19 protein-coding genes and 1 riboswitch are annotated in these 22,906 nt (G+C 61.4%); of the genes, 7 read left to right on the forward strand and 12 right to left on the reverse strand.

Annotated features, from left to right (window positions below):
* Positions 1 to 51 precede the first annotated feature (51 nt).
* The 4 genes from cyoD to cyoA are packed head-to-tail and all read right to left on the reverse strand — an operon-like array spanning position 52 to position 4,184.
* Entirely contained in the window at positions 52 to 426 is a 375-nt protein-coding gene (cyoD, locus tag WDB91_RS01335) for a cytochrome o ubiquinol oxidase subunit IV (RefSeq protein WP_339113374.1), read from the reverse strand.
* A complete protein-coding gene (gene cyoC, locus WDB91_RS01340) occupies positions 426 to 1,049 on the reverse strand; it encodes a cytochrome o ubiquinol oxidase subunit III (RefSeq protein ID WP_339114425.1) in 624 nt (207 codons plus the stop codon). The genes cyoD and cyoC overlap by 1 nt, the downstream gene beginning before the upstream one ends.
* 2 nt (positions 1,050 to 1,051) lie before the next feature.
* Positions 1,052 to 3,049: a cytochrome o ubiquinol oxidase subunit I gene (cyoB, locus tag WDB91_RS01345; RefSeq protein ID WP_339113375.1), complete on the reverse strand. Its 1,998-nt coding sequence runs from the start codon at positions 3,047 to 3,049 to the stop codon at positions 1,052 to 1,054.
* Positions 3,039 to 4,184, reverse strand: a complete 1,146-nt coding sequence (gene cyoA, locus WDB91_RS01350) for a ubiquinol oxidase subunit II (RefSeq protein ID WP_339113376.1) — start codon at positions 4,182 to 4,184, stop codon at positions 3,039 to 3,041. The genes cyoB and cyoA overlap by 11 nt, the downstream gene beginning before the upstream one ends.
* A gap of 676 nt (positions 4,185 to 4,860) precedes the next feature.
* On the opposite strand from cyoA, the gene WDB91_RS01355 reads away from it, so the two are divergent.
* The 6 genes from WDB91_RS01355 to WDB91_RS01380 all read left to right on the forward strand — a co-directional run bounded on the left by WDB91_RS01355 (position 4,861) and on the right by WDB91_RS01380 (position 11,618).
* Positions 4,861 to 5,607: a siderophore-interacting protein gene (locus WDB91_RS01355; protein ID WP_339113377.1), complete on the forward strand. Its 747-nt coding sequence runs from the start codon at positions 4,861 to 4,863 to the stop codon at positions 5,605 to 5,607.
* Positions 5,608 to 5,674: 67 nt separating this feature from the next.
* Positions 5,675 to 6,172 (forward strand): DUF4405 domain-containing protein, encoded by a 498-nt coding sequence (locus WDB91_RS01360; RefSeq protein WP_339113378.1) that lies wholly within the window; start codon positions 5,675 to 5,677, stop codon positions 6,170 to 6,172.
* Positions 6,173 to 6,232: 60 nt separating this feature from the next.
* The gene (locus WDB91_RS01365; protein ID WP_339113379.1) at positions 6,233 to 6,892 is read left to right on the forward strand and encodes a response regulator transcription factor; all 660 of its coding nucleotides are present in this window, start codon (positions 6,233 to 6,235) and stop codon (positions 6,890 to 6,892) included.
* Positions 6,889 to 8,337 (forward strand): HAMP domain-containing sensor histidine kinase, encoded by a 1,449-nt coding sequence (locus tag WDB91_RS01370; RefSeq protein WP_339113380.1) that lies wholly within the window; start codon positions 6,889 to 6,891, stop codon positions 8,335 to 8,337. The genes WDB91_RS01365 and WDB91_RS01370 overlap by 4 nt, the downstream gene beginning before the upstream one ends.
* Positions 8,338 to 8,453: 116 nt before the next feature.
* On the forward strand, positions 8,454 to 9,374 hold the full coding sequence (locus tag WDB91_RS01375; RefSeq protein ID WP_339113381.1) for a substrate-binding domain-containing protein: 921 nt from the start codon (positions 8,454 to 8,456) through the stop codon (positions 9,372 to 9,374).
* 18 nt (positions 9,375 to 9,392) lie between these two features.
* On the forward strand, positions 9,393 to 11,618 hold the full coding sequence (locus WDB91_RS01380) for a methyl-accepting chemotaxis protein (protein WP_339113382.1): 2,226 nt from the start codon (positions 9,393 to 9,395) through the stop codon (positions 11,616 to 11,618).
* Between the two features lie 52 nt (positions 11,619 to 11,670).
* Here WDB91_RS01380 and WDB91_RS01385 read toward each other — a convergent pair whose 3' ends face one another.
* On the reverse strand, positions 11,671 to 12,588 hold the full coding sequence (locus tag WDB91_RS01385) for a formate/nitrite transporter family protein (RefSeq protein ID WP_339113383.1): 918 nt from the start codon (positions 12,586 to 12,588) through the stop codon (positions 11,671 to 11,673).
* Positions 12,589 to 12,763: 175 nt separating this feature from the next.
* Between WDB91_RS01385 and WDB91_RS01390 the strand changes: the two genes are divergently transcribed.
* Positions 12,764 to 15,070 (forward strand): FdhF/YdeP family oxidoreductase, encoded by a 2,307-nt coding sequence (locus WDB91_RS01390; protein ID WP_339113384.1) that lies wholly within the window; start codon positions 12,764 to 12,766, stop codon positions 15,068 to 15,070.
* Between the two features lie 44 nt (positions 15,071 to 15,114).
* On the opposite strand, the gene WDB91_RS01395 is transcribed toward WDB91_RS01390, so the two are convergent.
* The 7 genes from WDB91_RS01395 to WDB91_RS01425 all read right to left on the reverse strand — a co-directional run bounded on the left by WDB91_RS01395 (position 15,115) and on the right by WDB91_RS01425 (position 22,846).
* Positions 15,115 to 15,819: an anti-sigma factor gene (locus WDB91_RS01395; RefSeq protein WP_339113385.1), complete on the reverse strand. Its 705-nt coding sequence runs from the start codon at positions 15,817 to 15,819 to the stop codon at positions 15,115 to 15,117.
* Complete coding sequence (locus WDB91_RS01400) at positions 15,816 to 16,358, reverse strand: sigma-70 family RNA polymerase sigma factor (protein ID WP_339114426.1); 543 nt, start codon at positions 16,356 to 16,358, stop codon at positions 15,816 to 15,818. Before WDB91_RS01400 ends, WDB91_RS01395 begins: the two co-directional genes overlap by 4 nt.
* 126 nt (positions 16,359 to 16,484) lie before the next feature.
* Positions 16,485 to 17,321: a carboxylating nicotinate-nucleotide diphosphorylase gene (gene nadC / locus WDB91_RS01405; protein WP_339113386.1), complete on the reverse strand. Its 837-nt coding sequence runs from the start codon at positions 17,319 to 17,321 to the stop codon at positions 16,485 to 16,487.
* Between the two features lie 80 nt (positions 17,322 to 17,401).
* Entirely contained in the window at positions 17,402 to 20,233 is a 2,832-nt protein-coding gene (gene gcvP, locus WDB91_RS01410) for an aminomethyl-transferring glycine dehydrogenase (protein WP_339113387.1), read from the reverse strand.
* A 108-nt stretch (positions 20,234 to 20,341) separates the two neighbouring features.
* The gene (gene gcvH / locus WDB91_RS01415; protein WP_339114427.1) at positions 20,342 to 20,701 is read right to left on the reverse strand and encodes a glycine cleavage system protein GcvH; all 360 of its coding nucleotides are present in this window, start codon (positions 20,699 to 20,701) and stop codon (positions 20,342 to 20,344) included.
* 50 nt (positions 20,702 to 20,751) lie between these two features.
* Complete coding sequence (gene gcvT / locus WDB91_RS01420; protein WP_339113388.1) at positions 20,752 to 21,852, reverse strand: glycine cleavage system aminomethyltransferase GcvT; 1,101 nt, start codon at positions 21,850 to 21,852, stop codon at positions 20,752 to 20,754.
* Between the two features lie 171 nt (positions 21,853 to 22,023).
* Positions 22,024 to 22,115: riboswitch (glycine riboswitch) on the reverse strand.
* A gap of 95 nt (positions 22,116 to 22,210) precedes the next feature.
* Entirely contained in the window at positions 22,211 to 22,846 is a 636-nt protein-coding gene (locus tag WDB91_RS01425) for an HAD family phosphatase (RefSeq protein ID WP_339113389.1), read from the reverse strand.
* Positions 22,847 to 22,906: the final 60 nt, after the last annotated feature.

The following is a 22,906-nucleotide window of genomic DNA, read 5'->3' on the forward strand; positions in this document are numbered from 1 at the left end:
AGCAAAACGGGGCCAGTTTCCCGGCCCCGTCATTCGGTCATGATGTCCAGATCAGCCCTGCTGGTTCTGGAGGTTCATCATTTCCATCATCTGTTCCTGGGTCGGCATCGGCTGCATGTTTTCGTTCATATTGTGCATGACCCAGAGCGAGCCTGCGAGAACGATAACAAGGATGATGACCGCCAGAACGGTGGCTGCCAGCGTCCAGCCCTCTTCAACCGAACGGTTGACATGGAGGAAGTAGACGAGGTGCACGATGATCTGGACGGCGCCCAGACCCATGATGATCCCGACGATGGTCGTCCGCGACATATCCACATCGGCCATCACCAGATAGAAGGGGATGATCGACAGGATGACGGCAAGGACGAAGCCGATCATCAGCTGGCCCATGGAGCCATGCGAATGCGAGCTATGTTCAGCCATTAGACGAGCCTCACGAGATAGACAAAGGAGAAGACGCCGATCCAGATCAGGTCGAGGAAGTGCCAGAACATCGACAGCGTCGACAGGCGGCGCATATTCGCCTCGATCAGACCGTGCTTACGGAGCTGGAAGACCAGAGTGATCAGCCAGATCGACCCGAAGGTTACGTGCAGACCATGGGTCCCCACCAGCAGGAAGAAGGCGGACAGGAAGGCCGAACGATCGGGGCCTGCGCCAATGCTGATGAAGTGATGGAATTCGTAAAGTTCGATGCCGAGGAAGCCCAGACCGAAGGCCAGCGTGATGATGAGCCACATGATCGTGCCGCCAAGCTTGTGGGCAGTCGCATTCAGCATGGCCACACCGAAGGTGATCGACGAGATCAACAGCAGCGCGGTTTCCCACAGCACCAGTGACGGTTCGAACAGATCTTTCGGGCCCGGGCCGCCGGCATAGTTGCCACCAAGAACGGCATAGGTCGCAAAGAGCGTGCCGAAGATGATGCAGTCCGACATCAGGTAGAGCCAGAAACCGATCGGCGTCGGGCTCACATGATGATGGTCCTGATGATGGTCCGGACCTTCCGGCCCCTTGATGGGGCCGGTGACGGGGGTATCAAGCATCGTCATGCTGCATTTCCCTTTGCTTCGGTTTCCGCGATCTCTTCTACGGGGATGTAGTAGTCACGGTTGTAGTTGAAGGTATGGTAGATCGTGTAGGCGACGACACCGACGAAGCTTACGACAGCCAGCCACCAGATATACCAGATCATTGCGAAGCCGAAGATGAAGGCCAGCGCCGAAATGACAAACCCTGCGGGCGTGTAATGCGGCATGTGGATCGGCTGGTAGTCGGTCGACCACTTGAACCCACGCTGTTTCATCGCCCAGAATTCGTCGATCCCGTTGATGTGGAGATCCTGCGGGAAGTTGTACTTCGCCGGCGGGGACGAGGTTGCCCAGTCGAGCGTACGCGCATTCCACGGGTCCGAGCCACAAGCCAGCTCTTTACGCTTGTAGATCGAGTAGGCGAAGTTCGCGAAGCTCAGCAGGATGCCGGCCAGGATGAACAGTGCACCGATGGCGGCAACGACGAAATAGGGCTGCCAGGACGGATCCGAATAGGAGTTGATCCGGCGCGTCACGCCGATGAAGCCCAGCAGGTAGAGCGGCATGAAGGCAAGGTAGAAGCCCACGAACCAGCACCAGAAGGACGCTTTGCCCAGACCGTCATGCAGCTTGAAGCCGAAGGCTTTGGGCCACCAGAAGTAGACAGCTGCATAGATCGCCCAGACAACACCACCGATGATGACGTTATGGAAGTGCGCGATCAGGAACAGCGAGTTGTGGAGCTGGAAGTCGACCGGCGGGATTGCCAGCATAACGCCGGTCATACCACCGATGGTGAAGGTCACGATACCGCCGATCACCCAGTACATCGGGGTCTCGAACCGCACGCGGCCTTTATACATGGTGAAGATCCAGTTGAAGATCTTCACACCCGTCGGCACGGCGATGATCATCGTCGTGATACCGAAGAAGGTATTCACGGCAGCGCCCGACCCCATCGTGAAGAAGTGGTGCAGCCACACGATGAAGGACAGAACCATGATCGACATCGTTGCCCAGACCATCGTCTTGTAGCCGAAGAGCGGCTTGCCGGAGAAGGTCGCCACGACTTCCGAGAAGATCCCGAAGCAGGGCAGGATGAGGATGTAGACCTCCGGGTGACCCCAGATCCAGATCAGGTTGACATACATCATCGCGTTCCCACCAAGGTCGTTGGTGAAGAAATGCGTTCCGATGTAGCGGTCGAGCGTCAGCATCACGAGGGTTGCGGTCAGAACCGGGAAGGCCGCCACGATCAGGATGTTCGTGCACAGCGCGGTCCAGGTGAAGACCGGCATACGGAACAGCGACATGCCCGGCGCACGCATCTTGAAGATGGTGGCGCACATGTTCACGCCCGAAAGCGTTGTCCCGATACCCGCGATGTTCAGCGCCCAGAGATAGTAATCCATCCCCGGCCCGGTCGAATAGGCAGCGCCCGATAGCGGCGGGAAGGCCAGCCAGCCGACGCGTGCGAACTCACCGATGAACAGCGAGATGTTGACCAGAAGCGCGCCGGCCACCGTCATCCAGAACGAAAAGTTGTTCAGGAAGGGGAAGGCCACGTCGCGGGCACCGATCTGCACGGGCATGACGAAGTTCATCACACCGGTGATGAAGGCCATGGCCACGAAGAAGATCATGATCACGCCGTGAGCGGTGAAGACCTGGTCATAGTGGTGCGGCGGAAGGTAGCCCTCTGCCCCGCCCGCAGCCATTGCCTGCTGCGCGCGCATCATCAGCGCGTCGGCAAAGCCGCGCACGAACATGATGAAACCGAGCACCATATACATGATGCCGATCTTCTTGTGGTCGATCGTGGTGACCCAATCGGTCCAGAGCGGTTTCCATGCCTTGAAATAGGTCATGAGCGCCAGAACGATGATGCCTGCAACGGCAACACCTGCGAAGGTCGCGATCAGAATCGGCTCATGGTAGGGAATGGACGAGAGACTGAGCCGCCCGAAGATCGGGGAGATCGTCTCCTGCGCCACGCGAGCTTCTTCAGTTAACATTGGTTTTATACTCCTGGTTCGGGAGGCAGAGGCCATCGGCGCCAAGCGCGGCTTGCGCCATGATCTGACGCGCGTCGAGTGCGGACATGTGCTCCTCGGAGGTATCTGCCGGCAGCGAGATCAGGTTACCGTGACCGTCGATCGCACGCTGGTCGTCATATTCGAACAGGTGCTTGGGCATGCCGATGGTGGCATGTTCGCCGCTCTCGCCTTCGGCTTTCTCGCCTTCGTGGCCCGCGATCTGATCACGATGCATATCGAGCATCATCATCTCGTTCATGCAAACCTTGTTCTCTTCAACACACAGCCCGACGATACGGTCGAACAGACCGTCCACGACGGAGCTGTAATAGCTGACGGGTGCATCGATGGTGGGCTGCTCAAGCTGCAAGTAGGATTCGCGGGTCAGAGGCTCGCCTTCCGCCTTGGCTTTGGCGACCCATGCGTCGAAATCGGCGTCGTTCACGGCATGCGTGGTGAACGTCATCTTCGAGAAACCGGGACCCGAGTAATGGGCGGAACGCGACTGGAAATCACCGGTTTCATCCGCGATGAAATGCAGTTTGGTTTCCATGCCAGCCATCGAGTAGACCATACCCGCAAGCGCCGGAACCCAGAACGTGTTCATCACGGTCGAGCCGGAGAGCTTCATATTGATCGGGCGTCCCTCGGGGATCACCAGTTCATTGACGGAAGCCACGCCCTGCTCGGGATAGATGAACAGCCATTTCCAGTCGAGCGAGACCGCTTCGACTTCGACCGGTGCGCCCATGTTCTCGGTATGGTCGAGCGGACGATAGGGGTCGAGGCGATAGGTATAGATCGCCAGGATGACGCCGAGAATGGCGACGATGATGACCGGAATGCCCCAGACAACGACTTCGATCTTGGTCGAATGCGCGAATTCGGGCTCGTAATCGCTCTGGTCATCGCGATCGTGGCGGTATTTCCAGGGGAAATAGACCGTCATGATGACAACAGGGATGATGATCAGCAGCATCAGGACTGTCGAGATGACCAGTAGGTCGCGCTCTTGCTCAGCGACCCAGCCGCTGGGGAAAAGAACTTCGTACTGACATCCCGCCAGCGACGCTGCCGCCAACAGCATCAGCGGGAGTTTGAGGTGTTTCAACAATGCGTGCCTCTTGCAGCTTTGCAGCTTCGGGCATGCAATGCAGCACCCTCGCCGCAATTTGTAGTAAAAGTCGGGACCACATGCCACGAGCAGGGGGCCAAGACAAGACTAGAGCCTGCATTATGCATCAACAGGTTAAATCTCTATGCGACATTCCGACGCGCTGAATTTCCGGCAAGATTTTTGCAGCCGATTCCCTGGGTTGAAATACAGGTAAACGAATCAGATCGCATTCCTGTGTAAAAACGTCGCAACACGCCCCCTCAAGAGGATGTAAAATAGAGATTTTTTTAATGATGAACTTGATTTTTCGAATAAAAATTTTCTTGATCTGCGCTGCGTGACAACTCATGGAGACGTGAGTTGACAAAACTGATCCGTATCAAATCTGTATAATTTTAGGGCAGAAGATACCAGGCAAAGTTCACTTTTTTAATCACGGCAATTTTACAATTTTGCATGCCGGTTATGAACACACGTCATGCCTTTAGAGCATGTCACAACTTGAAATTCGCAAAATGTTCCCCAACCCGCGCTACCGCGGCTGACCTGTGACCATATGCACAACCGCCTCGCAACCGGACGCCTTGACCCGGGCCTAATTCTCGATTTTTTTAATCAGGAAATGTGCCGGCACCATCCGGCCCCCCGCATAGATTGCAATTCAGGATTTCCCATGACCACATCAGATACCTTACCGCGCATTGAGCGTCAGCGTCACGAGCTTGTCCGTCGCACGCTGACCGTCTCCGAGATCACCCGGCTCACTCCCAATATGCTGCGCCTCGTCTTCTCGGGGCCCGAGCTAGAGGGGTTCACCTCGACCGCTCCCGACGACCATTTCAAACTGATCGTACCCGATGCGGATGGCGAGCCGGTGATGCGTGAATACACGCCCCGCGCCTTCGACCCCGAAACCCTCACGCTGACCGTCGATTTCGCGCTACATGATGCAGGCCCCGCCACGCTCTGGGCCAAATCGGTGTCCGTCGGGGACGAAGCGCGGATCGGCGGGCCACGCGGATCGCAGACTATCACGGGCCCGATCCGCAGCTGGCTGCTGATCGGCGACGAGACCGCCCTGCCCGCCATCGGCCGCCGCCTTGCGGAGCTTCCCGCCGATATTCCGGCCACCAGCCTCGTTGCCGTACAGGGCCCCGAGGACGAACAGCCCCTGCCCTCTCCCGCGCAGACATTGGCGCTGTGGATCCATCGCGACGATCCGACGGACCCTGCGCCCTTCCTCGAGCGGCTCGCCTCGCTCGATCTGCCAGAGGGCACCTTTGTCTGGATCGCCGCAGAGGCCGCTGTCGCGCGCGCCATCCGCGACGCATTGGAGCAGCGCGGCCATCCCCTGCCCTGGATGAAGGCCGCAGGCTACTGGATCAAGGGTCAGGCCGATTCCAGCGACAAATCGATGTAAGCTTCAGCTTCGCATCAGACTCGCACGCTACGCTCCGGAGATAGGCCCGCTTTCTCCGGAGTTTATTATGCGCCAGACCCTTTTCCGCTATGCGACACCACTCATCACCGGATTATTCCTCGTTTCCCTCGTCTCGGGCGTCGCCCTGTTCTTCCATTGGCAGATGGGCTGGTTCCACAGCATGCATGAATGGCTGTCGATGGTGCTCGTCATTCCCTTCGTTCTGCATCTGTGGCGCAACTGGCGACCCCTGAAAGCCTATTTCAAGGCGCCGCCGATGCTGCTTGCCCTCGTGGCCTCGCTGATTGCGGCCGTGGCATTCGCCCTGCCGATCAGTTCGGAAAGCACCGCCAAGGGCGGGCGTCCCCCGCAATTCGCCCTTGCACAGAAGCTGCTCGACGCCCCGATCTCGGAGATCGCGCCGGTTCTGGACAGTGACAGCACCGCCCTGCTGACGCGCCTGCAAGCGGCGGGCTATAGCGGCACGCCCGAGCAGTCGCCCGCCGAGATCGCCCAAGGCGCCGGTGCGCAGGTCGATGCCATCGCCCGCCTGCTCTTGCAATAAACGCGCGCAGACGGCATCCCTTGAACCACCCCCGATCCGTAGCCGAAAGGACCCGCCCCCATGCGCATTCTTCTTGTCGAAGACGATCAGAGCCTCGGCAGTGCCGTCAGCGACCAGATCCGCGCGGACGGGCATTCGCTCGACTGGGCCCAGACGCTGGAGGAGGCGCGTGATCTGACAAAGATCTCGCGTTTCGACCTCATCCTGCTGGACCTCATGCTGCCCGACGGGCGCGGCATTCCGTTTCTGAAAGACCAGCGGACGGGCGGCTCCACGGTGCCGGTGATCATCCTGACCGCCCTCGATCAGGTCAGCGACCGCATCGCGGGGCTGAATGCGGGGGCAGATGACTATCTGGTCAAGCCCTTCGATCTGGACGAGCTATCAGCGCGCATCGGATCGGTCGCACGGCGCTATAGCGGCAATCCGAACCCGACGGTGGATATTGCCGATCTGCGCATCGACCTGCCTGCAAAATCGGTGACCCGCGAGGGGCTTCCCGTAACCCTGACGGGGCGCGAATGGGCGCTGTTCGAGGCGTTTCTCGCCCGTCCGGGCCAGCTTTTGTCCAAAGCCCAGCTGGAAGAGGCTCTCTACAGTTTCGATGACGAGATCGGCTCCAATACGATCGAGGTCCATGTCAGCCACCTTCGCAAGAAACTGGGCCGTGACCGCATCCAGACCGAGCGCGGGCTGGGCTACCGACTGGTGGCACAATGAGGCTGCCCCGTTCTCTGGGACTGCGCATCGCGCTTCTCATCGGTGCGGGCGTCGCGGTCCTGTGGCTGGCGGCCGCCGTGGTCACCGCAGGGCTCATGAGCCGCGAGATGAACCGCGTCTTCGACCGCGAACTAAGCGATACCGCGCAGCGCATCCTGCCTTTCGCTCTGCGCGAACAACGCCTGCGGGCGCGCAACTCCGGTGAGGTCCAGCAGGGCACGCGTGATCACAGCACCCGCGAGAACCAGTCGCCAAATGCGCGCTCCCGACCCGACCCGCAGCGCAATGACCGCTCGCCCAACGACCGCCTCTGGCCGCCGCCGCCGCCCGAAAACCGCGCGGTGGCACGGCTGGATGACCGGCCCGACACCGTCGAATTCATCGTGCGCAATCAGGCCGGTGATGTTCTGTTGCAAACCGATGGCAGCGAGGACATCGCCATCTCCGACGATATCACGCCCGGTTTCCTGACCTTGTCGGGCTATCGCACTTTTACCGATTATTCTCCCCGCGCGGGCCTGTCGATCACCGTGGCAGAGCCGCTCGACCACCGGCAGGCGGTGCGACGCAATATGATCCTGCTGCTGTCGCTACCGCTGCTGATCGCGTTGCCCCTCGGGCTGGGCGGGATCTTCTGGGCGGTGCGGCGGGCACTCAATCCTGTGCGCCAATTGGAGCACGATCTGGCTCTTCGCGGGCCGCAGCGTCTCGATCCGTTGGAGAGCGAGCACATGGTCTCCGAGCTGCGCCCGATCGCCGACGGAATCAATGCCGTTTTGTCGCGCCTCAAGGCCGCCTTCGACTCCGAGCGCAGCTTTGCCTCCAATGCCGCGCATGAGATGCGCACACCCGTGGCCGGTGCCATCGCACAGGCCCAGCGGCTGCGCGCCGAGAGTAGCGATCCGGTCGCGATCTCGCGGGCACTGGAGATCGAGGGCGGGCTGAAGCGTCTGTCGCGCCTCTCCGAGAAGCTTATGCAGATGGCGCGCGCCGAAGGGGCGCAGCTCCGTCTGGACGGAAAAAACGATCTGCGGATGATCCTCGACATCCTGCTCGATGATATGCGCCGCGCCGATCCGGCAATCGCGGCCGGGCTGGACGTGAACCGTCCTGACCGCCCCGTGATGAGTGATCTCGACCCTGATGCCTTCGCAATCCTTGCGCGCAATCTCATCGAGAACGCGCGCAAACATGGGACGGGCGGCGTAGAGATAAGCCTCAGCCCCGATGGCAGGCTTACCGTCCGCAATGATGCGCCTGCCCTGCCGCCGGAGCAGCTGGCGCGCATCTCCGACAGGTTTGCCCGCGGGGATGGTGCCGGAGACGGCACGGGGTTGGGTCTCGCGATTGCCCATGTGATCGCCGAGAGGTCGGGGGCAACGCTCGAGCTGCACAGCCCGATCCCCGGCAAGGCAAGCGGATTTCAGGCCGTTTTCCTGCCATAACATCGCATTTTAGCTATCTTTTGGTGAAATAAGCACTTTCTTAGGCCGCGACTGCTACCCCTGAAGGTCAATCCCCGGGAATCACTTTCCGGCCAGTCCTTTGCACGAGGTAGTTGATGTTTGCGCGCCTGCTCTTTCCGGTCCTCCTATGTGTCGCCAGTCCGCTCGCGGCTGCGACATACGGGGTAACGTTAATCGATAGATCCCAGATCTTCATCAAGGCTTTGGAGGGCGGCTTCACCGATGCGGCAGCCTCCATGCCCGATACGGATCTCGAGATCATGGATGCGCAGAACAGCACCGAAACGCAGCTCGAACAGGTGCAGAAGCTCATCGACATGAAGGTCGATGCTCTGATCGTGAATGCCGTAAGCGCCGATTCCGGCCTGACCATCTCGCGTATGGCCCAGAAGGCCCGCATTCCTCTGGTCTTCGTAAATGCGAAACCCCTGAACTGGGAGGTCCTGCAGGGTCCGCAGGTCTATGTCGGCTCGCCCGAAACCCAATCGGGCAGCCTCGAGGTAGGCTATATCTGCGATGCATTGGGCAATACGGGCACGGTGTCGATCCTTGTCGGCGATCTGGTGTCGGAAGCAGCGCGCGAGCGGACCAAGGCCTATTACAGTGAACTGGCCACCGATCATTGCTCGGGCGTCACCATTCAAGCCGAAGCTTTTGGCAACTGGTCGGTGGATGGTGGACGTGCCATCATGGAGAAATGGCTGGCGGAGGGGCCCCTGCCCGATGCGGTCGTGGCTAATAATGATGATATGGCGCTGGGGGCGATTGCCGCTCTCGACGAGGCAGGTATCGATCACAGCACAATCCTGATCGGCGGCATCGACGGCACCGCCACCGCCCGAAAGGCGATGGCCGAAGGCAAGCTCGACGTCACTGTATTGCAAAACGCCGCCGAGCAGGCACGTGGCGCCATCGTCTCCGCGCAGCAGCTTCTGGCGGGCGAGACCCTGCCCCCGCAAGTCTGGATACCCTTTGAACTCGTGAAACCGGCCGATGCGTCGGTCGCAATGAACTGACCGGCGGCGGAGACCAAAATGCTTAAGAAATTCAATAACTTCTTCGCTGGGATCGGTCCGCGCCTCGCGTTCAGCCAGATCCTCCTCGTTACTATTCTCGGCGCCGCCATCACCGTTGCATGGCTTGTCTTCCAACAGTTTTCGACGAGCATGCACGAACTGGCCGAAGACAATGTCCCCGATCTACGCAATACCAGCGATATCATGGTAAGCGCCAACCGCCTGCCCGAGCTGATCACCGCGCTGCTTCTGGCCAATACACCTGCCGAGATCGATGAGGTCCTGAAGACCTCGGAGCAGCGCTTTGCGGCCTTCTTCGAACTGGCCCGCCAGCGCCCGCCGCGTCAGGCCATTGATCTCGCCGACCGCATGTCCGAATTCAAGCTGCAACTCCTGCAGCTGGCGGCGGCCCGCGAGGATGCCTCGCTTGCGCATACAGCCGTCCGTCAGGATCTCAGCAAGCTCGAGATCCTCGTCTCGCAACTTGAACTGATGGGTCCGCCCCAAGCCCGCGCCGATGCGCAATCCCTGCTTCGCCAGATCGTTACGGTGTCGATGGAGGGGGATCTGATCGGTCTGGACCGGTATAAGGCCTCTGTCGAGGGTCAGGCAAAACTGCTGATCTTTAGCCTCGGCGACGGGTATGACACCGATGTCGCAATGCTGCATGACCTGATCGACCCCGAAACCGGGGTCATCGCACGGCGCGGCAACGAACTCGAAGCGCTGGCGGCAGGGGCTACCGCCTCGAGTGCGGCGCTGAGCGAGATCACCCAGCTCAGTGCGGGTGCTGCCGCAGTGGGAGGCGAAGCCCTTGACGGCGTAAGCGCTCGCGCCGGCGTTCTGGATAGCCAGATCGGTAAGGCGACCAGAAATATGGAGCTTGCAATCGGTGCCTCGCTTCTCGTGCTCATGGTAACGATCGGCTTCCTGCAGATGGTTCTGGTACGCCCGTTGCGGGATCTGACCCGACGCACCCGCGATCTGGCCGAGGGCAATATCGATGCGCTCGAAGGCACGAAAAAACGCGGGGGCGAACTGGGGGCGATGATCGAAGCGCTCCAGATCTTCAGGCAGAACATTCTCGCCAATCGCGAGTTGGAGGAACAGCAGCGCGAGGCCGAGGCCCGTGAGGCCGCCGAGCGTGAGGCGGAAGCCCAGCGCAAGCTTGAGGCAGAGCGTACAGAGATGGAACGTAAGGCCCGCGAGGAACGCGAACACATGGAGCGCGAGCACGCCGCCGCGGCCGAGAAACAGCGCCTTGCCGAACTGGCCGAGGCCGAGCGGGCCGAGCGCGCGGCAGAGCAGGAGCAGGTTGTCTCCACCCTCGCGAAGGCCCTTGGCCGTCTTTCGCAAGGCGATCTGACCCAGCGCATCGAGACCCGCTTCCCCGAGAGCTACGAGGCCCTGCGCGCGGATTACAACCGCAGTATCGACTCGCTCAGCCATCTGGTAGGTTCGATCCAGTCGAGCGTCAGCCACATCCTCAACAATGCCTCCGAGGTCAGTCAGGCCGCGACCGACCTGTCGCACCGCACCGAAAGCACGGCGGCGACCCTTGAGGAAACGGCGGCCGCGGTCGAGGAACTCGCGGCCAACACCGCTTCCGCCGCCGATAACAGCCGCCGGACCGAAAAGGTCGTACATAGCTCGAAATCGGAAACCCTTGCGTCACGCGATATTATGGCACAGGCGGTCGCTGCGATGAATTCCATCGCCGAAAGCTCCAACCGGATCACGCGGATCATTGGTGTGATCGACGATATCGCCTTCCAGACCAACCTTCTGGCACTCAATGCCGGCGTGGAAGCTGCGCGAGCGGGCGATGCGGGGCGCGGCTTTGCGGTCGTGGCCTCCGAAGTCCGGGCCCTTGCACAGCGCTCGTCGGAAGCGGCGAGCGAGATTGGCGGGTTGATTTCGGAAAGCTCCGATAGCGTGAAGATCGGCGTAGATCTTGTCGGCCAGACCGATACCGCCCTGCAGCGTATTGCCGACTCGATTGCCGAGATTGCGACCAATATTTCCAGCGTGGCCAACTCGGTCGAGGAACAATCCCATGCCGTTCGGGAAATCAACTCGGCGACCGCCCAGCTTGACCAGATGACCCAGCAGAACGCGGCGATGTTCGAGGAAACATCAGCAGCCTCTCTGGCCCTCTCGCAAGAGGCAAAATCGCTGAACGAGGCAATCACCCAGTTCCGCGTCGCGGGCTCCGGCTATGATGACACCGCAAACGCGGCATAACATTAAGTCAAGGGGCCCTGCCGGGCCCCTTTCCATTCCGCATCCGCGCCCCTCAGCTACGCCGTCTCGCGCGCGGATCCCCCTCATGGCGCCACGGGCATTCCTTGGGCTCCTCCAGCTCGGTCTTGATCTGCGCCCATGTGAGAACGGTAAAGAATACCGATCCGCCAAGCACATTCCCGATCAATGCGGGCAGGGTAAAACCGGTAAGCGCCCCGATCGCGGACATCTTGCCCGATAGCACCACGATGGTCGCCTCGGTCGAGCCTGCCACCACATGGGTAAATTCCGCTGTCGCGATGATCCATGTCACGATGACGATCATCAGCAGCTTGGACTGGCGGGCATTAGGCAACATCCAGACAAGCGCCGCGATCAGCCAGCCCGCACCAATCCCCCGCAACATGGTTTCGAGCCACGGGAAATGGGTGGCCTCTTCCGAAAGCTCCTGAACCGCTTGCCAGAGCGCCGGATCATAGCCGCGCATGAGATAAAGCACGATCCCGAACAATGTCGCGCCGATCAGGTTGAAGAGGAAAACGATCCCCCATAGCCGCGCAAGGCGCCGGAACACCTCCGGTCCGGGCTCATCCAGCGCCGGACAGACCGCAGTGATGGTGTTCTCGGTGAACAGCTGCATCTGCCCCATGATCACGATCAGGAAGCCCACCGTATAACCGAAATTCTCGACAAGTGGACGCCATTCGGCATCAGGCAGATGAGACCGCAGAAGACCTTCGGTGAAAACCGAGAACCCGATGGCGATCCCGGCAATGAGCGAGGACATGACCAGCGCCGAGGCCGGACGCATCAGCTCTTCCACCCCCGAGCGGCGGATCGATTCAAAAATGGCAGGCGGGCTCATCGCCCCCGTTTTCTCGATGGCCCGAAGCTCGTGCTCGTCGAACGAGGCTTCATGTTTCTTTTCCGCATGCTCCTGATCCGCTGCGGCCTGTTCTCGCTCTGACAACTTCGGTTCCTTCCGCTCGTTTGCCGTCACATAGATTTTTGCAACCGTGAAGGAACGTAGTATCGCAGCATTTCGTTCCATTGGTTCGGGATGTGCTATGATTTGTCGCATCCAGACTTGTGCCTGCGCATTGGGCGCGTCACAAAAGAGGAGCCTTGCGCGCTGGGAGATGCCGATGAAACCCGAAGATTACAGCCATTCGCCCGTTGAAGCCGATGCCGGCACCCCTGTCTATAAACGACCCGCAGGGGGATGGGGATCGCTTGAGGGCGTCGCGCGGATCATGAAGAAAGAGCCTCCAACGCCCTTGGCGCTGCAGATCCTTGCCAAGCTGAACAAGACTGGCGGCGCGATGTGCTCGTCCTGCGCATGGGCCAAGCCCGCAAATCCCGGAACATTCGAATTCTGCGAGAACGGCGCCAAGGCAACGTTGTGGGAGCTGACCACGAAGAAGGTGGGCCCTGCCTTCTTCGCTACGCATAAGGTCAGCGACCTGCGCCAGTGGACCGATCATGATCTGGAAGCCGCAGGTCGCCTGACCCATCCGATGCGTTATGATGCCACCACCGACAGCTATCAGCCTGTGGCGTGGGAGGAAGCTTTTGCCGAGATCGGGCGAGAGTTGAACGGGATCACCCCCGATGAGGCGGTTTTCTATGCCTCGGGCCATGCGGGCCTCGAGCCCTCCTATCTCTACGCGTTGCTGGCGCGGATCTATGGCACCAACAACCTGCCGCAATCTTCGAATATGTGCCACGAGACCACCTCGGTGAACCTCAACACCTATCTTGGCGTTCCTGTAGGCACCTGCACGCTGGAAGATTTCGACCATTGCGATGCGCTGTTCTTCTTTGGCCAGAATACCGGCACCAACAGCCCGCGGCTGCTGCACACTCTGAAAGAGGCTGTGGATCGCGGCTGCAAGGTAGTGACCTTCAACCCGATCCGCGAAAAGGGCCTGCTGGAGTTCACCGACCCGCAGAGCCCCAAGCAGATGGTCACCGGCAAATCGACCAAGATTTCGGACCATTACTATCAGGTCCGTCCCGGCGGGGATATCGCCGTGCTGGCGGGCATGATCAAATATGCGCTCGCGCGCGAAGATGCCGCCCCCGGCACAGTGCTGGACCATGACTTCATCGCCGAGCATACGCAGGGGCTCGAGGAGGCGATGGCAGAAATCCGCACTATGGACTGGGCGGAGATCGAGCACCATTCGGGCCTGACCCGCGCCATGATCGAGCAGGCTGCGGAAATCTATGTCGACGCCAAGCGCGTGATCGGCGTCTATGGCATGGGCCTGACCCAGCATGTCAACGGGTGGCTGAACCTCGGCATGCTGGTCAACCTGTTGTTGTTGCGCGGAAATATGGGCCGTTTGGGTGCGGGCATCTCGCCCGTGCGCGGGCACTCCAACGTGCAGGGGCAGCGCACCGTGGGGATCGGCGAGAACCCCGCGCTCTTCCCGCTCGACAAACAGGAGAAGATGTTCGGCGTCACCCTGCCCCGCACACGCGGGATGAATATCGTGAAGGCCGGTAAGGGCGTGATCGAGGGCCGGGTGAAAGCCACCATCGCGCTCGGCGGCAACCTCCTGCGCGCCATGCCCGATATCGAGCGGCTGGAAGAGGCATGGGGCAAGCAGAACCTCACCGTCTCGATCGCGATCAAACTCAACCGCTCGCATCTCAATCCGGGTAAGGTGTCCTATATCCTGCCCTGTCTGGGACGGACCGACGAGGATCTGCAGAACGGCGTACCGCAGGTGCAGACCGTCGAGGACACGATGAGCCATATCTTCGCCTCGCTGGGCCGCGCCAAGCCGCCAAGCGACCAGTTGAAATCCGAACTTGCCATTATCGCGGGCATCGCCAAAGCCACCCTACCCGCCAATCCTGCGCTGCAATGGGATGACTGGACCGCGAATTACGACCATGTGCGCGATCTGATCGCCGCCACTTGGCCCGCGCAGTTCCACGAGATGAACCTGCGCATGTCGAAGGCGGGCGGGTTCTACCGTGGCAATGCAGCCCGCGAGCGGCGCTGGAACAACGAGGCCGGAAAGGCGCTTTTCACCACGCCCACGACCCTTTCGGCGCTGGGTCAAGAGCCCGGCACCACCGCGCGTGGCCAGAGCTACACGCTCAATACCATGCGCTCCAACGACCAGTTCAACACCACGATCTACGGGCATTCGGACCGCCTGCGGGGACTTTCGGGCTCGCGTATGGTGGTGCTCATCAACCGCGGCGAAATGGAACGGGCGGGGCTTTCGGAGGGTCAGAAAGTCACGCTGGTCTGCGATATCGAGGACGGGCGCGAGCGCCGTGTCGAGGGACTGAGCGTCACTGCATTCGATCTGCCCAATGGCTGTGTTGCGGGCTATTATCCCGAGCTGAACCCCTTGATCCCGTTGGAATATCACGAACTCCGCTCCGGCACACCCGCCTATAAGGGCACCCCCGTCCGGATCATCGCATAAAAAAGGGCCGCCTCATGTGCGGCCCTTCCAGCAATCGGAGTGGATTATACGGAAATCATATCGCCCTTGGCGATGACCGGACCTGTTGCCACACCGTCTGGCGCGCCGCCTTTGGGCTCATCCGTGATGGCGAAGGTCGCGCCCGCCAGCATCGGGCGCAGTTCATCGGGCATCGGCATATGGGCATCGCGCTGTTCGGGCATAAGACCCAGCGAGACGGGCTTCTGCCCTGCAGGGATCACCCAAAGCTCCATCGACCGGTCTGTCGCATGCTGCACCCCGGCCATTTGCACCAAGCGCACTTCGCCGGTGCCGGTATCATATTGCACCTGCACCAGAAGCTGGTCGCCCGCGCCCATCAGGCTGGCCTGCATGCCCGGTGTAAAGCCGGGAAGGGCCGGAATGGCGGGGTTATTCAGGGTATTGATGATATCGGGTACGAAGAAGGTCGCCGTGATACCCACCGCCACGACACCACCTGCAAGCCACCCCCAGAGCATCAGCGATCTGCGCGATGCCGGAGCACCGATCTCGGTCATCAGTTGGCGCTTTACCGAGGCTGGCGGCATCACTTCTGGGAAGTCCTCGGCCAGAGGCGCGAAACGGCTCTCCCAATCGCGCAATCGCGCGCGCAAGGCGGGCTCGTCGCGCAAACGCGCAGCGAAGGTGGCCTGTTCCTCGGGAGGCAAAAGGCGTAGCGCCTGTTCGGCGGCCAGAAGATCATCATCGAATTCGGGCGTCGCACTCATTGGCTCATGCAATCCTTCAGCTTCATCAGGCTGCGGCGCAGCCATGTCCGCATCGTGTTCAGCGGCACATTGTGACGTTCGGCCAGATCGGCATAACTGTCGCCGTTGAGATAGGCCCCGCGCACGGCATCGGCGCGCCCATCCTCCAGCATCTCCAGACAGGAGCCGATGCGCTTGGCCTCGGAGTTGGCGATCATGCAGGCTTCGGGCCCCGGCCTATCGTCGGACAGATCATAGACCTCGTCAATATCCGTGCGCCCGCGCTGACGCTTGCGCAACCGGTCGATGGCCAGATTGCGCGCGAGCGTGATCAGCCATGTCATCGGACTATGGCCGGTCACACTATAGCGGTCGGCCTTGCGCCAGATCCGCAGGAACACCTCCTGCAGCGCCTCCTCGGCCTCGGCACGGTTGTCGAGCACCTTCAGGCAAACCCCGAACAGCTTGGCACTGGTGGCATCGTAAAGCGCTGAAAAGGCGGCTTTATCACGCAGAACGACCCGCGCGATAAGGGCTTCAATCTCCTCTGGAGTCGACAGCCCGCGAGATGTGGAACGGCGCGATTTGGCAGGCGCGAGGCCTGAGATAGTCTGCATGAACCAGATCCTCCCTCGGCGGTCATGACTTAACCTAAAGCAAGGGTCCGTTCTGTCCAACAAAAACGATCAGAGATCGTCGAGCCCGATATCCACACAAGGCGCGGATTGGGTGATCCGCCCGACCGAGATGAAATCAACGCCAGTCCCGGCCTTGGCGCGGATCGTCTCCAGACGCACCCCGCCCGAACATTCCAGAGGCACGCGCCCGCCCACGAGCGCCACCGCCGCCCGCATCTCGTCATTGGTCATATTGTCGAGCATGATCACATCGGCCCCTGCCGAAAGCGCTTCCTCGACCTGTTCCAGACGGTCGCATTCGACCTCGATCTTGGTCAGGACCGGTGCCTTCGCCTTGGCTCTGGCCACCGCCAAGGTGATCGATCCGGCCACCGCGATATGGTTGTCCTTCAGCATAATACCCCCATCGAGGCTCAGGCGGTGGTTGCGCCCGCCGCCACAGGTGACCGCGTATTTCTCGAGCCCGCGCAGCCCCGGCGTGGTCTTGCGCGTGTCCACCAGAAACGCACCCGTCCCCTCGATCTCTGCCACATAGGCGGCGGTCAGCGTGGCAATCCCGCACATCCGCTGCAACAGGTTCAGCGCCACACGCTCGCCCGTCAGGATCGCCTGCGCGTTGCCCTCGATAATGGCAAAGGTGGTGCCCGCATCGATCCGCTCGCCCTCCTCGGCCAGCACCTCGAGCTTCAGCTTCGGGTCCAGATGCCGGAACACCCGCGCTGCCATCGGTAGCCCCGCCAGCACCATGTCCTCGCGCGCATTGAAGGCAAACCGCCCCGTCGCGTCATCCTCCACCATGATCTTGGCGGTCAGATCGAACTGGCCGCAATCCTCATCCAGCCAGAGCGCGATCTGGGCGTCGAGTTTGCGCATGTCGTAAAGCATCGGGGTCCTCCACCTGTTTTCAGGGTTCTACCCCGTCGCCGAGCATAGAAAAAGGGGGCGAAAGCGCCCCCTTTCACAGATCACTCTGCCGCATAGGCCTCGGGTGGCGGGCAGATGCAGATCAGGTTACGATCGCCATGGACATTGTCCACGCGGCCCACCGGCGGCCAGTATTTGTCCTCGCGGAACGAGCCAGCAGGGAAGCACCCTGCCTCGCGGCTATAGGCGCGGTCCCATTCGGCCACGAGGTCTTCGACCGTATGCGGCGCATGGCGCAGCGGGCTGTCCTCTGCCGAGATCTCGCCATTCTCCACCGCGCGCACTTCCTCGCGGATCGCCAGAAGCGCCGTGATGAAGCGGTCGATCTCGGCCTTGGTTTCCGACTCGGTGGGTTCCACCATCAGCGTGCCCGCCACAGGGAAGGACATGGTCGGCGCGTGGAAGCCGTTATCGATCAGGCGCTTGGCCAGATCATCCACCGTCACGCCGAATTCGGCAAATCCGCGCGTGTCGAGGATGCATTCATGCGCCACACGGCCACGGTTGCCCATGAAGAGGATCGGATAATCGCCCTTGAGACGCGAGGCGATGTAATTGGCGTTCAGGATCGCCACACGGGTCGCCTGGGCCAGCCCCTCGCCGCCCATCATCAGGCAATAGGCCCACGAGATCAGCAGGATAGAGGCCGAGCCATAGGGGGCCGCCGACACGGTGCCATCACTGCCTTCCTCGGGGTGACCGGGCAGATAGGGCGCCAGATGCGCCTTCACGCCGATTGGACCCATGCCCGGACCACCACCGCCATGCGGAATGGCAAAGGTCTTGTGCAGGTTGAGGTGGCTCACATCCGACCCGATCTCGCCCGGTTTCACCAGACCCACCATCGCGTTCATATTGGCCCCGTCCAGATAGACCTGACCGCCATGTTTATGGGTGATCTCGCAGATCGTGCGGACCGTTTCCTCGAACACGCCATGGGTTGAGGGATAGGTGATCATGCAGGCCGCCAGATTGGCGCCCGCTTCCGTGGCCTTGGCCTCGAAATCCTCGATATCCACATCGCCATTGGGCGCCGATTTCACCACCACGACCTTCATACCAGCCATCTGCGCCGAGGCCGGATTGGTGCCATGCGCCGAGACGGGGATCAGGCAGATGTTGCGGTGCTCCTCGCCGCGTGCCTTGTGATAGGCGGCAATGGTCAGAAGCCCCGCATATTCACCCTGCGCGCCCGAATTGGGCTGCATGGAAAACGCGTCATAGCCGGTGATCTCGCAGAGTTTCTCCGTCAGATCGGCAATCGCCTCGTGATAGCCCTCGGCCTGATTACGCGGCGCGAACGGATGCAGCGAGCCGAATTCCGGCCAGGTGATCGGCATCATCTCGGCGGCGGCATTAAGCTTCATGGTGCAGGAGCCGAGCGGGATCATCGCGCGGTCCAGTGCCAGATCGCGGTCCGAGAGGCGGCGCATATAGCGCATCATCTCGGATTCGGCGCGGTTCATCTGGAAGACCGGATGGGTGAGATACTCGCTCTCGCGCACCAGCCCTTCGGGGAAGCCACGCTCGACCTCCATGGGCGCGGGCTCGGTGATGCCGAACGCATCCAGAAGACGCACCAGAACACCCTCATCGGTGATCTCGTCCACCGAGATGCCCACGCGGTCGGTGCCGACCTTGCGCAGGTTCAGCCCACGGTGACGGGCGGCGGCCATGATACCCTGCTGGCCCACACCCACGCGCACGGTGAGCGTGTCGAAGAACGCTTCGGGCTGCACATCGGCCCCTGCGGCCACCAGCGCATCGCGCAGGCGCACGGCATGATAATGCACGCTCTCGGCAATCGCCTTCAGGCCCATCGGACCATGGAAGACGGCATAGAAGGAGGCCATCACCGCCAGGAGAGCCTGCGCGGTGCAGACATTGGAGGTGGCCTTCTCGCGGCGGATATGCTGCTCGCGCGTCTGCAGCGCAAGGCGGTAGGCCTTGTTGCCATTGGCGTCGATCGACACACCCACAATCCGCCCCGGCATGGAGCGTTTGAACGCATCGCGGCAGGACATGAAGGCCGCATGCGGGCCACCATAGCCCATCGGCACGCCGAAACGCTGCGCCGACCCCACGGCAATATCAGCACCCATCGCGCCCGGCTCTTTCAGCACGCAGAGCGCCAGAAGATCGGTCGCGACCACGGCCACGGCCTTGGCCTCATGCAGCGCCTCGCACTGGGCGGTAAAATCGCGCACATGGCCCAGAGTGCCCGGATACTGGAAGATCGCGCCAAAGACCTGCTCGGCCACCAGATCCTCGGGCTCGCCCTTGATGATCTCGATGCCCAGCGGATGCGCGCGGGTTTCGATCACGGCAATCGTCTGCGGGTGGCAATTGATATCGACGAAGAAGGCCTGCGCCTTCGATTTGGCCGAACGCTGCGCCATCGCCATCGCCTCGGCGGCGGCCGTCGCCTCATCGAGAAGCGAGGCATTGGCCACCGGCAGGCCGGTCAGGTCCGATACCATCGTCTGGTAGTTCAGCAGCGCCTCGAGACGGCCCTGCGCGATCTCGGGCTGGTAGGGCGTATAGGCCGTATACCATGCCGGATTTTCAAGGATATTGCGCTGGATCGCGGGGGGGGTGACGGTGCCGTAATAGCCCTGCCCGATCAGCGAGGTCATCACGCGGTTCTTGGCGGCCACGCCGCGCATCTTCTCCAGCAGACGGTATTCCGACAGAGGCGCCCAGGACAGCGCGTCCTTCTGGCGGATGGCCGCGGGCACGGTCTCGTCGATCAGCTGGTCGAGTGTCTGGACACCCACCACCTTCAGCATCTCGGCCATTTCCGAGGGGCTGGGGCCGATATGGCGGCGATTGGCGAAATCATAGGTATTATAGGCGGAAGGGGTAAAGGGCATAGCGCAGCACCTGTTCCAATAGGGGAATCGTCCAGCCCGCAACATGCAGGCTGGAATGGGCGGACCATCATGCGAACGGGCCCGCGAAGGGCCCGTCCAACAGGCCAATCAGCCGATGAAGTCTTTATACTCGTCTTCGTCCATGAAGGCGTCGAGCTGGTCCATATCCTCCAGCTTCATCTTGAAAAACCAAGCGCCTTCCAGCGGGTCTTCGTTGACCAGCGCGGGATTGTCGGCCAGCGCGTCATTGACCTCGACGATTTCGCCATCAACGGGGGCGCTGATGTCAGATGCCGCCTTGACCGACTCGATCACGCAGATCTCGTCACCCTTGGCCACTTGCGTGCCGGGCTCGGGCAGTTCGACAAAGACCACATCGCCAAGCTGCTCGGAGGCGTGCTCGGTGATGCCGACAACAACCAGATCGCCCTCGACGCGGAGCCATTCATGCTCTTCGGTGAATTTCATCATGCGTTCCCCTGTATGATGATACTTGTGCCTATGACACGAAGGTAGGTTTAACGTTTGTAGGTTTGCGCCTGGAAGGGCATCGCCGACACGGTGGCAGGCAGGCGTTTACCGCGGACCTCGCCCCAGACGGTATCGCCTTCACGGAAGCTCGAGGGCAGATAGGCCATGGCAATAGGCGCACCCACCGAGGGGCCGAAACCGCCCGAGGTGATCGTGCCGATCATGGTGCCGCCCTCGGCTGCGTCAAAGATCTCGACACCCTCGCGCATCGGCGCGCGGCCCTCGGGGCGCAGGCCCATGCGGCGGCGGTCTGCGCCGCTGTCCAGCTGGGACAGAATGCGCTCCGCGCCGGGGAAGCCGCCCTCGCGGGCGCCGCCCTTGCGGCGGACCTTCTGGATGGCCCATGCGATATCGCCCTCGACCGGCGTGGTGGTGGTGTCGATATCATGGCCATAGAGGCACAGCCCCGCCTCGAGGCGCAGGCTGTCGCGCGCGCCCAGACCAATGGGGGCAACCTCGTCCATATCGAGAAGTGCCTGCGTGAAGGCCACGGCCACGGCGGAAGGCACCGAAATCTCGTAACCATCCTCGCCGGTATAGCCCGAGCGCGAGATCCAGAGCGTCTGACCCTGCCATCCGGCCTCCGCCACATCCATGAAGCGCATCCCGGCCACAGCGGGCATCAGGCGGGCCAGCGCGGCTTCGGCCTTGGGCCCTTGCAGTGCGATGAGCGCACGGTCACGGATCACCGTCACCTCGGGCAGATGCGCCTGAAGATGCGCGATATCGGCCTCGGCACAAGCGGCATTGACGACGAGGAAGAGATGGTCCGATTTCCGCGCGATCATCAGATCGTCCAGAATGCCGCCCGCTTCATTGGTGAAGATCCCATAGCGCTGGCGGCCTTCCTTGAGACCCGCGATATCCACGGGGATCAGCGCCTCGAGCGCGTCGATGGCCGAAAGCGGCACGATCACCTGCCCCATATGCGAGACATCGAACAGCCCCGCCTCGGCGCGGGTGTGGAGGTGCTCCTTCATGACGCCCATGGGATATTGCACCGGCATTTCCCAGCCAGCGAAGGGCACCATCTTGGCGCCCAGAGAGACGTGCAGATCATACAGATCCGTGCGCAAGAGCTCCGTCATCGGGATCTCCCTATATAGAGCCGGATCTCCGGCATCGATGTGTTTCGTCGCAGGATAATCCCGCGACCGCTCGATGCCCCATCTGTCCCTGCCCGACCCCGTACGGGTCTCAGGCGCCTGAGAATGTTATTCCTTCGGCGGACGCAGTTTCCCGCGCCTCTCTCCAGAGTCTGTAGCCGTTCGGTCCTTTTGCCTGAGAGTTTCCCGGGGCGGTTGCTCCTTCGGCACCGGCGCGATGGCCGGATTCTCCCGTAGCGGCTGTTGCAGGTGGGATGCCCGATCCCGTGTCGCAGAGCAAGTGATTTTTACGCAAAACCGACGCTTGCACGCGGATTTGCGACTTTATGCCACCCACCGCTCAGGCAGGCAGCAGTTCCAGTAGACGGCTGGCACAAGGCAGGCCCAGCGTCTCGCGCAAGCCCGGCGCCATATCGGGGGCGGCATAGACGGTCATACCCGCCGCCTGCCCTGCCTGCACGCCGGTGGGGCTGTCCTCGACCACGGCACATTGCGCGGGGTCCACATCCAGAAGCCACGCGCCACGCAGATAGGGTTCCGGCTCTGGTTTGCCCTGACGGACATCATTACGGCTGACGAGCAATGTGCCGGGCAGATCGAGCCCCAGACGCACCAGATTGGCCATCAGCAGGCGACGGTCGGAATTGGAGACGGCCATCTGTCTGACCCCCTGCGCCGCCAGCCCGTTCCAGATCTCCATTGCCTTCGGGAAGGCATGAACATCGTCCAGCATCGCCATATAAAGCGCATGCCGACGCGCGGTCCATTCGGCAAGACCCAGCTCCAGCCCGCATTTCTGAACCAGATAGGCATGGCAGCGCTCCTCGCTCATGCCCAGAATGCGGTCATGCAGATCGTCGGGCAGGTCGAGGCCGAGCCCGTCGATGGCCTGATGGAAGGAGCGCTCGTGCACCGGCTCGCTATCGGCCAGCGTCCCGTCGATATCCCAGAAAATGGCCTGATGCGGAAAACTCATAGGGGCTCCTGTCTTTTGGGCGGCAATAGTCACAACAAGGCAAGCATAGCGCCCAAATCG

Source organism: Thioclava sp. GXIMD2076, assembly GCF_037949795.1.
GTDB classification, from domain to species: domain Bacteria; phylum Pseudomonadota; class Alphaproteobacteria; order Rhodobacterales; family Rhodobacteraceae; genus Thioclava; species Thioclava kandeliae.

Bases quoted from the DNA above. Each gene is read 5' to 3' on its own strand.
- WDB91_RS01375 (WP_339113381.1), top strand. From the start codon at position 8,454: ATGTTTGCGCGCCTGCTCTTTCCGGTCCTCCTATGTGTCGCCAGTCCG.
- gcvP (WP_339113387.1), bottom strand. From the start codon at position 20,233: ATGCCCTTTACCCCTTCCGCCTATAATACCTATGATTTCGCCAATCGC.
- WDB91_RS01425 (WP_339113389.1), bottom strand. From the start codon at position 22,846: ATGAGTTTTCCGCATCAGGCCATTTTCTGGGATATCGACGGGACGCTG.
- cyoD (WP_339113374.1), bottom strand. From the start codon at position 426: ATGGCTGAACATAGCTCGCATTCGCATGGCTCCATGGGCCAGCTGATG.
- nadC (WP_339113386.1), bottom strand. From the start codon at position 17,321: ATGCTTTACGACATGCGCAAACTCGACGCCCAGATCGCGCTCTGGCTG.
- WDB91_RS01360 (WP_339113378.1), top strand. From the start codon at position 5,675: ATGCGCCAGACCCTTTTCCGCTATGCGACACCACTCATCACCGGATTA.
- cyoC (WP_339114425.1), bottom strand. From the start codon at position 1,049: ATGCTTGATACCCCCGTCACCGGCCCCATCAAGGGGCCGGAAGGTCCG.
- gcvT (WP_339113388.1), bottom strand. From the start codon at position 21,852: ATGACGGAGCTCTTGCGCACGGATCTGTATGATCTGCACGTCTCTCTG.
- WDB91_RS01380 (WP_339113382.1), top strand. From the start codon at position 9,393: ATGCTTAAGAAATTCAATAACTTCTTCGCTGGGATCGGTCCGCGCCTC.
- WDB91_RS01365 (WP_339113379.1), top strand. From the start codon at position 6,233: ATGCGCATTCTTCTTGTCGAAGACGATCAGAGCCTCGGCAGTGCCGTC.
- WDB91_RS01370 (WP_339113380.1), top strand. From the start codon at position 6,889: ATGAGGCTGCCCCGTTCTCTGGGACTGCGCATCGCGCTTCTCATCGGT.
- WDB91_RS01390 (WP_339113384.1), top strand. From the start codon at position 12,764: ATGAAACCCGAAGATTACAGCCATTCGCCCGTTGAAGCCGATGCCGGC.
- gcvH (WP_339114427.1), bottom strand. From the start codon at position 20,701: ATGAAATTCACCGAAGAGCATGAATGGCTCCGCGTCGAGGGCGATCTG.
- cyoB (WP_339113375.1), bottom strand. From the start codon at position 3,049: ATGTTAACTGAAGAAGCTCGCGTGGCGCAGGAGACGATCTCCCCGATC.
- WDB91_RS01395 (WP_339113385.1), bottom strand. From the start codon at position 15,819: ATGAGTGCGACGCCCGAATTCGATGATGATCTTCTGGCCGCCGAACAG.
- WDB91_RS01355 (WP_339113377.1), top strand. From the start codon at position 4,861: ATGACCACATCAGATACCTTACCGCGCATTGAGCGTCAGCGTCACGAG.